9 protein-coding genes are annotated in these 12,984 nt (G+C 69.0%); 4 read left to right on the forward strand and 5 right to left on the reverse strand.

The window, feature by feature from the left end; genetic code table 11:
- Nucleotides 1–586 (reverse strand): TetR/AcrR family transcriptional regulator (locus D0D37_RS43025; protein WP_162834758.1); only part of this gene is annotated, 586 nt, incomplete at its 3' end.
- A 48-nt stretch (nt 587–634) separates the two neighbouring features.
- Nucleotides 635–1,651 (reverse strand): AraC family transcriptional regulator, encoded by a 1,017-nt coding sequence (locus D0D37_RS43030; RefSeq protein ID WP_116206324.1) that lies wholly within the window; start codon nt 1,649–1,651, stop codon nt 635–637.
- An 80-nt stretch (nt 1,652–1,731) separates the two neighbouring features.
- Between D0D37_RS43030 and D0D37_RS43035 the strand changes: the two genes are divergently transcribed.
- On the forward strand, nt 1,732–2,826 hold the full coding sequence (locus tag D0D37_RS43035; RefSeq protein WP_116206325.1) for a winged helix DNA-binding domain-containing protein: 1,095 nt from the start codon (nt 1,732–1,734) through the stop codon (nt 2,824–2,826).
- Nucleotides 2,827–2,925: 99 nt separating this feature from the next.
- Nucleotides 2,926–4,374, forward strand: coding sequence for a flavin-containing monooxygenase (locus tag D0D37_RS43040; protein ID WP_116206326.1), 1,449 nt, complete (start codon nt 2,926–2,928; stop codon nt 4,372–4,374).
- Between the two features lie 46 nt (nt 4,375–4,420).
- Here D0D37_RS43040 and D0D37_RS43045 read toward each other — a convergent pair whose 3' ends face one another.
- Nucleotides 4,421–5,923, reverse strand: coding sequence for a chitinase (locus D0D37_RS43045; RefSeq protein WP_162834759.1), 1,503 nt, complete (start codon nt 5,921–5,923; stop codon nt 4,421–4,423).
- A 168-nt stretch (nt 5,924–6,091) separates the two neighbouring features.
- Between D0D37_RS43045 and D0D37_RS43050 the strand changes: the two genes are divergently transcribed.
- Entirely contained in the window at nt 6,092–8,470 is a 2,379-nt protein-coding gene (locus D0D37_RS43050; RefSeq protein WP_116206327.1) for a Tex family protein, read from the forward strand.
- A 58-nt stretch (nt 8,471–8,528) separates the two neighbouring features.
- Here the strand turns inward: D0D37_RS43050 and D0D37_RS43055 are convergent, their stop codons facing one another.
- On the reverse strand, nt 8,529–10,256 hold the full coding sequence (locus D0D37_RS43055) for an acyl-CoA dehydrogenase family protein (protein ID WP_116206328.1): 1,728 nt from the start codon (nt 10,254–10,256) through the stop codon (nt 8,529–8,531).
- Between the two features lie 12 nt (nt 10,257–10,268).
- Nucleotides 10,269–11,597, reverse strand: coding sequence for a serine hydrolase domain-containing protein (locus tag D0D37_RS43060; protein WP_167493646.1), 1,329 nt, complete (start codon nt 11,595–11,597; stop codon nt 10,269–10,271).
- 278 nt (nt 11,598–11,875) lie between these two features.
- Here D0D37_RS43060 and D0D37_RS43065 point away from each other — a divergent pair.
- On the forward strand, nt 11,876–12,984 hold a 1,109-nt coding region (locus D0D37_RS43065; RefSeq protein WP_162834760.1), incomplete at its 3' end, for a DEAD/DEAH box helicase.

A 12,984-nucleotide genomic window follows, 5' to 3' on the forward strand; every position in this document is an offset into this window, starting at 1 on the left:
CCCGAGTGGCGGCTTGGACGATGTCGGCCAGCCGTGCCAGCGGCGCGCCGCCTTGAGCGGAGATCCGCAGCCCGGCGACGCTGGCGTTCACGTATGCGGCAAGCCCCTCGGCGGGCACCTCCCCAGTGACCTCGCCAGCCGCCTGACCTGCCCGCAACAGGTCGGTCAGCAGGCGCAGCCGGGCATCGGTGTCGCGGGCGACCTGCTCCAGGAACTCCGCGTTCTCCGTGTCACCAGCCAGTTCGGCAACGGAATTGACCGCCAGACATCCGCTCGGTGCACCGGCGCTCGATCGCTCGGCTTCTTCAAGGACCACCTTCGTCAGATAAGCCTCGATTCGCGCCACCGAGTCGCCCTTCTTCGCGATCACTTCGGCGGTGGCCTGCGCGGTCGTGTCGAGATAGCGACCGAGGCATTCCGCGAACAGCGCACCCTTGCTGCCGAAGGTGTTGTACAGGCTGCTGCGGCCGAGACCGGTGGCCTGGCACAGTTCTTCGGCACTGGTCGCGTGAAAGCCCCGCCGCCAGAACAGGTCAGTAGCGGCAGTGAGGACTTGTTCGCGATCAAAGATGCGGGGTCGAGCCATGCCGGAAGCCTACTGCATTGTGTAACGAAGTGTCCATAACGGTGCCCGCTAGCGGTTGCGCCGTGCGTACGCGGCGGGCGTCGTCCCGGTCCAGCGCTTGAACGCATAGATGAAGCTCGACGCCTCGGCATAGCCCAGCCGCAGCGCGACATCGTCGACGGACAGCACGCCGGTGTCGAGCATTTCCTCGGCGAGCGTCTGCCGAACCTCATCGAGCAGCTGCCGGTAGCCGGTACCCGCTTCGGTCAACCGACGCCGCAGGGTTCGCGTGCTGAGCGTGAGCTGACGGGCGATCTCGTCCATCCCGGCGTCCGCACCGCCGAGCCGCACCAGTCGTTCCCGCACCAGCTGCGGGACGCCCGATCGCGTGCGGCGGCGGGCAACGAGAGCGTCGCACTGCGCGGCGCACAGCGCGACGGTTTGTTCGTTGGCCTGCGGCAGCGGAAGGTTCAATAGCTCCGGATCAAGACCGACCTGATGCTCGGCGGCCCCGAAAATCGGGCTGACCCCGAAGGCAGTCCGATAAGCGTCCACAAAGGACGAGGACGGGAACCGGAATTCCAGCCGTTCCAAGGAGATCTCCGGCAGGAGGTCTCGCATGACGGTGCAGATCGCGGACAGGTCGCGCAGCGCGAGGAACCGCGCGACGTCGTCCGGCACCCGCGAATCGTCCAGCACCAGGCGGAGTCCGGCGGCGTCCAGCTCGACGTGCGGAATGCAGAAGGTGAACGACAAATCCAGGTACCGCAACGCGAACACCATCGCGTCGCGCATCGTCGGACTGCTGATGCAGGCGAAGCCGAAGATGCCGAACGTCGTCACGCGGTACCGGCAGCCGAGGCTGAGCGCGACGTCGTCGCCGGAGCCGACCGTCGACAGCAACGCGCGCACAACCGCCAACTCCTGCCGCGCATCAAGCTGCCGGTCCGGCGCGCGCAATTCCTCGATCGGCACGCCGGGCAGCGTGACGCCGCGTTCCTCGGCGAAGCGGTGCATGAGCAGCACACTCGCCGTGCCGCGTGGGTAGTCCCAGTCGCGGATGGCGGGTGCGGCTAGCTCGGCCATGGCCGGAATTATGGATCAACCGTGAGCCCGCGCGCCGATCGAGGGCCAAAACTGTCCGGGTTGCTGGTTAAGCTCCCGCCGTGCGCCTTTCCCACCGCGTCCTCAACCGCGCGACCCTCGACCGGCAGTTGCTGCTGAAGCCCGCCAAGATGCCGGTTCTCGACGCCGTCGCCCACCTCGCCGGGCTGCAGGCGCAAGCGCCGTTCCCGCCGTATTACGCGCTGTGGTGCCGGCTGCAGGGTTTCCAACCGGACGACCTCGCGAACCTGCTGCTCGACCGCAGCGTGGTCCGGATGGTGCTGATGCGCGGCACGGTGCACCTCGTCCCCGCCACCGACGCGCTCACTTGGCGGCCGCTGGTACAGATCGTCATGGACCGCGCTCTGACGGCCGTCAACCAGCACCGGGAGCCGCTGTCGAAACTCGACCACGACGCGGTGGCGAAGACGACCCGCGAACTGCTGCGCGAGCGGCCGTATTCAAGCGACCAGCTCGGCAAAGCGCTGGTCGAGCACTATCCGGAGACCCCGGCCGCGTCGCTGCTGTTCCTGGTCCGCGCCGTGCTGCCGCTCGTGCAGATCCCGCCGCGCGGCGTGTGGGGCAAGGCCGGGCAGCCGACCTACCAGGTCGCGGACCACTGGCTCGACGGCGTCGCCGCGCCCGAGCCGTCCGCCGCCGAACTGGTCCGCCGCTACCTCGCCGCGTTCGGCCCGGCGACGGTGGCCGACATGCAGACCTGGGCTGGCGTCACGAAGCTCGGCGAGGTGGTCGAGGAGATGGACCTGCGCACCTACCTCGATCCCGACGGCCGCACGCTCTACGACCTGCCGGACGCCACGCTGCCCGACGAAGACACGCCCGCGCCGCCGCGCCTGCTGGGGCCGTTCGACCAGACGCTGCTGTCCTACGCCGACCGCACGCGGATGATCAGCGACGAGCACCGCAAGCGCGTGATCACCATCAACGGCCTGGTCAAGGGCACCCTCCTGGTCGACGGCCGGGTCCGCGGGATCTGGGAAACGACGACCACGCGCGAGTCGGCGACGCTGGTGCTCACGCCGTTCGAGCGGCTCGCGAAACGCGATACCGCCGCGCTGGAGAGCGCCGGGCGGAAGCTGCTCGCGTGGGCCGAGCCCGGCAAGACCCACGAGGTCGTGAGTGCCGATCCCGGTTAGAACCGCGATCGCCGCGCACGACTTCCGCTGGCCGGAATTCTCGATCGCGTGGCCGTTCGTGCCCTTCCGCACCGGCCGCGGCCTGCGTAGCTTCGGGCTATGGAGGACACCCCGTCGGTGCTGATAGTAGGGACCGGGTTCGGCGGAATCGGCGCCGCGATCGAGTTGAAGCGCGCCGGTTTCCCGAACGTCACGATCTTGGAGCGGGCGACCGAACCGGGCGGCGTGTGGCGCGAGAACACCTACCCCGGCGCGGCCTGCGACATCCCGTCGCCGCTGTACTCGTTCTCCTTCGAGCCCAACCCGGACTGGCCGAAGCGGTACGCGATGCAGCCGGACATCCACGCCTACCTCAAGCGCGTGATCGCGAAGCACGGCATCGAACCGCACATCCGCTACGGCCGCGAGGTCACGTCCGCGACCTACGAGGACGGCCGCTGGCGGGTCGAGACCGCACAAGGCGAAACCTTCGATGCGGACGTCTTCGTGCCCGCGGTCGGCCAGCTCTCCCGACCGGCTTGGCCGTCGATCCCCGGCCGCGAGACCTTCGCCGGCGCGGCATTCCACTCAGCTGAGTGGAACCACGAAATCCCGTTGGCGGGCAAGCGGATCGCGGTGATCGGCACCGGCGCGAGCGCGATCCAGTTCGTGCCGGAGATCCGCAAAGAGGCCGCGCGGGTAACCGTCTTCCAGCGCACGCCGCCGTACATCATGGCCAAGAACGACGGCCGATACGCCGGCTGGCAGAAGCGGCTTTTCCGCCGTCTGCCGAAGATGCAGCTGTTCGGCCGCGCCCGGATCTTCCTGCTCGCCGAGTACGTGACCTACGGCATGACGCGGCAACCGTTGGTGACCAAGATGTTCGAGCTGCGCACCGCCCAGCTGCGCCGCCGTCATCTCAAGGACCCCGCGCTGCGCCGCAAGACCAAGCCGGACTATCCGTTGGGCTGCAAGCGGATCTTGTTCACCAACGACTACCTGCCCGCGCTCGCGCAGCCGAACGTCGCTGTCGAAACGTCCTCGATCCAGGAAATCACCCCGCGCGGCGTACGCACCGCGGACGGTGTGGAGCACGAGGTCGACGTACTGATCTACGGAACCGGTTTCAAAGCGACGGAGTTCCTTGGCCCGATGAAGGTGCTTGGTCGCGACGGCAGGTCACTGGCGGAGGCGTGGCGTGGCGGCGCGCGGGCGTACCTCGGCATGACGGTGCCGGGATTCCCGAACCTGTTCTGCGTCTACGGCCCCAACACCAACCTCGGCGCGGGATCGATCATCTACATGATCGAGCGGCAAGCACGCTACCTCCGCCAAGCCGTCGAACACCTCGCCCGGCCGGACGTGGCGTCGCTGGAGGTGCGCGCCGAGGTCGAGGAGCGCTACGACCGCGAGGTGCAAGCGCGGCTCTCGCACAGCGTCTGGAGCGGTTGCACAAGCTGGTACCGGCAGGAAAACGGCCGGGTGAGCACCAACTGGCCCGGGCTGGTCACCGAATACGACCGCCGGACCAGGGCACTCGACCCGGCCGACTACCTGGTGCGCTCGTGAGTGTTCATGCCGGTTCTAACCGGGATGAACACTCACGAGCCCCAACTCAAGGCAGGCTCTTGAGCCCCGCGCTGACCGTGTTGGCAAACCCGTAGCCGTTCGACGCGTCCCAGTTGATGGACCACGTCATCGCGCCGCGGAACTCCGGGTACGTCGCCGAGGGCTTGAACGAAGCGCAGCCGGTGCCCTTGGCCATGCAGTTCATCGCCGACACCACGTTCGACGGCGACTGGTACCCGCCGCCCGCCGCCGAGCCCGAGGACGGCAGCCCGAAGGCGACCTGGTCGGTCCGCAGGCCGCCTTGGAGCTGGATGCACGAGAGCGCAGTGAGGAAGTCGACCGTGCCCTGGGAGTAGACGTTCCCGTTGCAGCCGTTCATCGCGCCCGAGTTGTAGTACTGCATGTTGACGACGGTGAGGATGTCCTTGATGTTCAGCGCGAGCTGGAAGTAGCCGCCCTGGGTGGACTGCATGTCGATCGTCTGCGGCGCCATGGTGATCACCGAGCCGCCGCCGTCGTGGATGCTGCGCAGCGCCTGGCCCATGTAGGTGGCGTTGATGCCGTTCTCCAGGTCGATGTCGACGCCGTCGAAGCCGTACGTGGAGATCAGCTGCTTCACCGAGTTGGCGAAGTTGCTCGCCGAGGAGCTGTCGCCGACGCTGATCGTGCCCTTCTCGCCGCCCACCGAGATGATCACCTTCTGGCCGCGCGCCTGCACGGTCTTGATGTCGTCGCGGAACTGCGCGTCGGTGTAGCCGCCGAGCTTCGACGACAGTGCCGGGTCGAGCGTGAAACTCACCGCGCCGGGCGTGCTGGTGGCGTCGGCGAAGGCGACCGCGATGACGTTGTACGTCGTGGGCACGTCAGCCAGCTTCAGCGTCTTCGCGCCGTTGTCGAAGTTCTGCCAGTAGCCGGTGAGGATGTGCTTCGGCAGGTCGCCGTTGTGCGGCGGCGTGCTGGTCGTGGTGGTCGTCGTCGGCGAGGTCGGAGTCGTCGGCGTGGTGGACGTCGGCGAAGTCGGAGTCGTGGACGTCGTGGGCGGGGTGCCCGGGCCGTCGAGGTTGACGTCGTCGGCGAGGTAGGCCGGCTGGCCGTACCAGCCGTGCAGGTACACCGTGAGGCTCATGGACGAGCCGGTGGTGAAACTCAGGCTGAGCTGCTGCCAGCCGGTCGCGCCGGGCGTCCAGGTGTTCTGCACCGCGGAGCCGGAGACGCCGAGGTAGACGTAGCTGCCCTGGACCCACGCGGACAGCTTGTACGCGGTGTTGGGCTGCACGGTGACCTGCTGGGAGCACTGTGCGGTGTCGGAGCCCGACGGCGCCGCACTCAGCGAGTGGCTGCCGTCGTGCGCTTGGGTCGCGACGACCGATGCGGTGCCGCTGCAGGTCCAGCCAGAGAGCGCGCCGCTCTCGAAGCCGGGATTGGCGAGGATGTTCGCGGCCGACGCGCTGCCGGTGCCGAGCGCGAGCGTGACGCCGAGCGCGAGCGCGACCGAGGCCAGCAGGGACACCAGGGCAGGCAGCCGCCGGGGGGACGGGTGTGGGGACACGGGCAGACCTCCGCAGGGGCAGTGAGCCAGATCACCTCAAAATGGACTAGACCAATGCGGATGTCAAGGAACTTCCGGAGGTGCTTCGGCGGGCCATCCGCAGCGGGCCGGGCGGGCAGCGGCACAATGCAGGCTCGGAGCAACCCGAGACGAAGCAGGAGCCTGGTTTTGAGCGTGCAGTCGGTCGAGCAGCGGATCGCCGAAGAGCTGGGGGTGCGCGAAGGGCAGGTCAAGGCCGCCGTGACCCTCCTCGACGAGGGGTCCACGGTGCCGTTCATCGCCCGGTACCGCAAGGAAGTCACCGGAGAGCTGGACGACGCGCAGCTGCGCACGCTCGAGGAGCGGCTGCGCTACCTGCGCGAGCTGGACGAGCGCCGCGGCGCGGTCCTGGAGTCCATCCGGAGCCAGGGCAAGCTGGACGAGGCGCTCGAGGCGCAGATCCTCGCCGCGGACACGAAGTCGCGGCTGGAGGACATCTACCTGCCCTACAAGCCGAAGCGGCGGACCAAGGCGCAGACCGCCCGCGAGGCCGGTCTGGAACCGCTGGCCGACGGCCTGCTGAGCGACCCGTCGACCGACCCGCAGGCGGCGGCCGCGGTGTTCGTCGACGCGGACAAGGGCATCGCCGACGCGCAGGCCGCCCTCGACGGGGCGCGCTCCATCCTGGTCGAGCGCTTCGCCGAGGACGCCGACCTGATCGGCGAGCTGCGCGAGAAAATGTGGACCGAGGGCCACCTGACCTCGAAGGTCCGCGCCGGCAAGGAGACCGACGGGGCCAAGTTCTCCGACTACTTCGACTTCTCCGAGCCCTACACCAAGCTCCCCTCGCACCGGATCCTCGCGATGCTCCGCGGCGAGAAGGAAGAAATCCTCGACCTCACGATGGAGCCCGCCGAGCCGGTCGCCGAGGACGCCCCGCCGCGCGTCGGCCCGACGGACTACGAACAGCGCATCGCCGCCCGGTTCGGCATCAGCCAGCAGGACCGCCCCGCGGACAAGTGGCTCGGCGACACCGTGCGCTGGGCCTGGCGCACGAAGATCCTCCTGCACCTGGGCATCGACCTGCGGATGCGGCTGCGCCAGTCGGCCGAGGACGACGCCGTGCGCGTGTTCGCCGCGAACCTGCGCGACCTGCTGCTGGCCGCTCCGGCGGGCACCCGCGCGACGATGGGCCTCGACCCGGGCTTCCGCACCGGCGTGAAGGTGGCCGTGGTCGACGCGACCGGCAAGGTCGTCGACACCCACGTCATCTACCCGCACCAGCCGGCGAACAAGTGGGACCAGTCGATCGCGGAGCTGGCCGTGCTGGCCGGGAAGCACAACGTCGACCTGATCTCGATCGGCAACGGCACCGCCTCGCGCGAGACCGACAAGCTGGCCGTCGAGCTGATCAAGAAGCACCCGGAGCTGAAGCTCACCAAGGCCGTCGTGTCCGAGGCGGGCGCTTCGGTGTACTCGGCGTCAGCGTTCGCTTCGCAGGAACTGCCGGGCATGGACGTCTCGCTGCGCGGCGCGGTCTCGATCGCGCGGCGGCTGCAGGACCCGCTGGCCGAACTGGTGAAGATCGACCCGAAGTCGATCGGCGTCGGCCAGTACCAGCACGACCTGTCCGAGGTGTCGCTGTCGCGTTCGCTGGACGCGGTGGTCGAGGACTGCGTGAACGCGGTCGGCGTGGACGTCAACACCGCTTCGACGCCGCTGCTGACGCGGGTTTCGGGCATCACGACGTCGCTCGCGGAGAACATCGTGGCGCACCGCGACTCCAACGGCCCGTTCCGCTCGCGGACCGCGCTCAAGGACGTCGCGCGCCTCGGCCCGAAGGCGTTCGAACAGTGCGCGGGCTTCCTCCGCATCCCGGACGGCGACGACCCGCTCGACGCGTCCTCGGTGCACCCGGAGGCTTACCCGGTGGTGCGGCGGATCCTCGACCGCACCGGCAGCGGCATCCGCGAGCTGATCGGCAACGCCCGGACCCTGCAGGCGCTGAAGCCGACCGAGTTCGTCGACGACACGTTCGGTCTCCCGACGGTCACCGACATCCTGTCGGAGCTGGAGAAGCCGGGCCGCGACCCGCGTCCGGCGTTCAAGACCGCGACCTTCGCCGAGGGCGTCGAGAAGATCGGCGACCTCAAGCCGGGCATGCGGTTAGAGGGCGTGGTGACGAACGTGGCCGCGTTCGGCGCGTTCATCGACGTCGGCGTGCACCAGGACGGCCTCGCGCACGTTTCGGCGCTGTCGAAGAACTTCGTGAAGGACCCGCGCGACGTCGTGAAGCCGGGCGACATCGTGAAGGTGAAGGTGCTGGAGGTCGACGTGCCGCGCAAGCGGATCTCGCTGACGCTGCGCCTGGACGACGAGCCCGGTGCCGGCAACAACCGCGGCGGTGGCGGCGGTCGGGATCGCGGTCAGGGCGGCGGTCAGGGCGGCGGCGGTCAGCGCCGGAACCAGCCGCAGCAGCGCGGCGGTGGCGGCGGCCGGGATCGCCGTGACTCCGGAGGCAACGGCTCCATGGCGGACGCGTTGCGGCGCGCCGGATTCGGCAAATAGCCCAACGAAAAACGGCCTCCACGCTTCGAGCGCGGAGGCCGTTTTTCGTTGGCCTGACTCAGGGATTCATCTCATACGCACCGGAAAGCTCGCGCACCATCGACCACACCCGATCGAACCGTTCGCCGTCCACCACCGGCTTCCGCAGCCCGGCCAAAGCCAGCTCCTGCTGCTTCTCCGTGGAACTCGGCTTCCCGTGCAGATCGACCGCGGCGACGCTGAAGTCCTGCACCAGCACGGCGAACAGCTGGTCGAGCACATCGTCTGACACGCCGGTCAGCTCTGCCTGCTCCAGGATCAGCTGCCCGTACACGACGAGAGTGAACAGCTCGGTCAGCGCGAGCCCGAAGTCCAGGTCCTTCTGCTGCGCCTCGTCCGGCGTCGCCTCGGAAAGCAACCGCACCAGCACACCCGCTTGTTCGGTGAACCGGGCGACGTTCGGCAGGTGCTTCGCGTTCTCGTAAGCCGGTTTCCAGTCGTGGAACCGGATCTTGGACAGTCCGCGGGCGGGGCCCTGACGGAACAGGAAATCGTCGTCGGAGGCATCGTCGCGGGTCGGCACCGCCGGGTATTCCTGCGGCGCGAACAGGTACGCGGGCATGAACTTCGCGATCAGCGCGAGGTTCACCGCGACCGTGCCCTCCAGCTTGGGCAGTCCGTCGATGTCGTTCTTGGCCATCGCGAGGTAGGTGTCGGCCTCGAAACCCTTGGCCGCCACGACATCCGCGACCAGCCCGATCACCTTCTGCGCCTCGGTGGTCACCTTCATCTTGGTGATCGGGTTGTACAGCAGGTAGCGGCGGTCCTGCTGATTCGCCGAGCGGAAGTAGTCGATCGCACGGTCGGAGAACAGCTTCATCCCGGTCAGCCGCGCGTAAGCCTCGACGAATTCGCGGCGCACGTGCGGGAAATCGGTGACCGGGTTGCCGTACAGGATCCGGTTCTGCGCGTGCGTGATCGCCTCGTACAGCGAATGCGTCGCCATCCCGATGCCGCCGAAGCACAGGTTGAACTTGCCGATGTTGACCGTGTTCAGCGCGGCGCTGAAAGCTTCCGGTCCGGTGTGGAGGAGGTCCTCGGCGCGCACCGGGTAGTCCTCGAGCCGGAACTCCGCGACGTACATCTGCGACGGCACGATGTTCTTCACGACGTGGTAGTTCGGGTGCTCGGAATCGGCGTAGAAGAACACGTACTGCTCGGGTCCTTCGACGCCCTCGATCCGGCCGAACACCGAAACCGTGCGCGCGCAGTTTCCGTTGCCGATGTAGTACTTCGACCCGTTGGCGCGGTAGCCGCCCTCGCCGTCCGGGGTGAGCACGAGGTCGGACGAGTAGATGTCCGCGCCGTGCTCCTTTTCGGACAGTCCGAACGCGCCTACGCCGCCCTCGGCGAGCGCTTCCGCGGCACGCTTGCGGGCGGCCGCGTTCCCGCTCTGCCACACCGGGCCGAGGCCGAGAACGGTGACCTGGAACGGGTACCAGTAGTTGAGGCCGTAGAAGCCGAGGATTTCCGCCAGCGCGGCGATCCGGCTGGTGTCCCAGCGCTTCTCGGCGTCCCCGGCGGAATCCGCGGCCGGGGTGAGGAAGGTGGCGAACAGGCCTTCCTTGCCCGCGAACTCCAGGAAGTCGGCGTAGAACTCGCGGTCGTGATACGCCTCCGCGAGACGGCGTTTGCCGCGCGATTCGAACCAGTCGATCGTCCCCCGCAGCAGCCGCTGGGTCTCCGGGTCGAACTTCCGGGCGTCGTACTCCCGCGGGTTCAGCAGCGCTGTCGCCGTTTCGCTCATCGCATCTCCAGGTCAGCCGATATTACCGCTCGGTAACCTTAGCGCGGTGCGGCCGCCGAACTCCACCGCGTCCACCCGGCCGTGGGCGTCGCGCCGGAAACGCGCGCTCGGCCTGCGGGTGTCGGAGGCGCGGGCGAGCACGTCCTCGGCGACGAAGGCGACCTCGAACGGCGGAGCGGAGAGGATGTCCGGATCGTCGGTGTCGAGGATCATCTGCGCCCAGAGCGAGCCGTCACGTTCGGCGACTTCGAAGATGAGCGAGCCGGTCCGATACCGTCCAGGGCAGTCGCCCGGGTCGATCGCCCGGGTCGGGCGACCGTCCAGTTTCGGCAGGTCAGCCAGGTTCTCCAGGCACCAGTCGACGACCCGCGGACCGAGCGCGCCGCCGCCCGCGCTGTTGGTGAGCACGGTGACGGCGAGGTTCTCGCTCGGCACCATGACGAACTCCGACAGCTGCAGGTTGCTGACGTTCCCGCCATGCCGGACCAGCTGCGTGTCGCCGTGGCTCAGCCGCAGCCAGGACAGCCCGACCTCCTCGAACGGCAGCGCGCCCTTGCGCTGCGCGTCGTGCATCAGGCGGCGGGTCTCGTCGCTCAGCACCTCCGCGCCGGACAGCTGGAATCGAGCCCATTTCAGCTGGTCACGGGCAGTCGACCAGATGCCGCCCGCCGGAGCGTCCGCGCGAGCGAGGCCGACGGTGTGCGCGACCGACGGGCCGTCCTCGCGCAGCGCGTGCCCGACCGCGTGCCGCCGGGTCAGCACCTCCCAGGGCTGGAAGTACGTGTCGGTCATGCCGAGCGGCTCCAGCAGCCGGGTGCGGACCAGGTCTTCGTAAGTACCGCCGGACACCGCCTCCGCGACACGCCCGGCCAGCAGGAATCCGGCGTTGCAGTAGGAGAACACCTCGCCGACCGGGAACACCTGCGGCAACTCGTCGAACCGCTGCACCGCGCGGGCGAGCGCGTCGTCGCCCCAGCCGGTGTCGACCTCGATGTCGCCGAGGAAGCCGGACGAGTGCGTCAGGAGGTGGCGCAGCGTCACGGTCTTGCGCGCGAGCGGGTCGGCGAGCCGCAGATCCGGGAGGTACTCGACGACCGGCTGGTCCAGTTCCAGCACGCCGTCCTCGACCAGCACGAGCACCGCGGCGGCGGCGAACGTCTTGCTGGTGGAGCCGATCATGAACAGCGTCTCGTCGTCCACCGGCGTTCCGGTGTCCACACTGGACACTCCCGCGGTCAGCAGAGTTTCCTTGCCCTCGTGCGAAATCCCGACCGAGACGCCGGGAACTCCCGCCTCCCGCGCCCATTCGCCCAGCAGTCCCCGGAGTTCGTCTGCGCTCATGCGGCCAGCCTCGCACCCGGCGGCGCGGCGGCGATGGTGGAAACGAACGAACATCGCGCATCCGCTTCGTCGGTTCGCGCGTGGCGGCCTGCGGGCGATATCACGTAGCCCGCTGGATCTTGGGACGGTATAGTGGACGACGCGGTCCGCTCAGTTCTGCCTCGGACCGCGTCTCACTGTTGTCGACGACCACGCGCCGCAGCCACCCGAGGCCGCGCCGGGCAGGACAACCGCGCTACGTACGGAGATACGGGACGCTTTCGCGTCCGCACCAACCCATGACGACTTTCACTGAACTCGGCCTGCCCAAGCCCCTTGTCGACGCGCTCGCCGCGCAGGGCGTCACCGAGCCCTTCCCGATCCAGGCCGCCACGCTCCCGCACACGCTCGCGGGCCGGGACGTGCTCGGCCGCGGCCGCACCGGCTCCGGCAAGACCTACGGCTTCGTGCTGCCCGTGCTGGCCCGCCTGGCCGCGGGCCCGACGCGGCGGCGCCCCGGCCGTCCGCGGGCGCTGATCCTCGCCCCGACGCGCGAACTGGCCACCCAGATCGAGGCCGCGATCGTGCCGCTGGCGCGCCCGCTCGGTCTCAGGGCCACCACCATCTTCGGCGGCGTGAGCGCGAACCCGCAGATCACCCGCCTGCGCGACGGCGTCGACATCGTCGTCGCCTGCCCCGGCCGGCTCGCCGACCACATGCGCACCGGCGAGGCGAAGCTGGACAAGATCGAGATCACCGTGCTCGACGAGGCCGACCACATGGCCGACCTCGGCTTCCTGCCGGAGGTCCGCCGCATCATGTCGGCGACCCCCGAGCGCGGCCAGCGCCTGCTGTTCTCCGCGACGCTCGACGGCGGCATCGATGTGCTGGCGAAGCGCTTCATGAACGACCCGATGCTGCACAGCGTCGACTCGGCGCAGTCCCCCGTCTCGACGATGACGCACCACGTGCTGCACCTCGAGGAAACCCACCGCCTGCCGGTACTGGTCGACCTGACCGCGGCTCCCGGCCGCACGCTGGTCTTCACCCGCACGAAGCACCGCGCGAAGGCCCTCACCCGCAAACTCGTCGCGAGCGGCGTCCCGGCCGTCGAGCTGCACGGCAACCTCGGCCAGAACGCGCGCACGCGCAACCTGGAAGCGTTCTCGTCGGGTGCGGCGAAAACCCTGGTGGCCACGGACATCGCCGCCCGAGGCATCCACGTGGACGACGTAACGCTGGTCATCCACGCCGACCCGCCCGTCGAGCACAAGGCGTACCTGCACCGCTCCGGCCGCACCGCGCGTGCGGGCGCGTCGGGCACCGTGGTGACCCTGATGACCGACGAGCAGGTCTCGGACGTCCGCGCGCTGACCCGGAAGGAGGGCATTTCGCCGACCACCACGCG

Origin of the sequence: Amycolatopsis circi (genome assembly GCF_003385235.1) — a bacterium.
GTDB classification, from domain to species: Bacteria; Actinomycetota; Actinomycetes; order Mycobacteriales; family Pseudonocardiaceae; genus Amycolatopsis; species Amycolatopsis circi.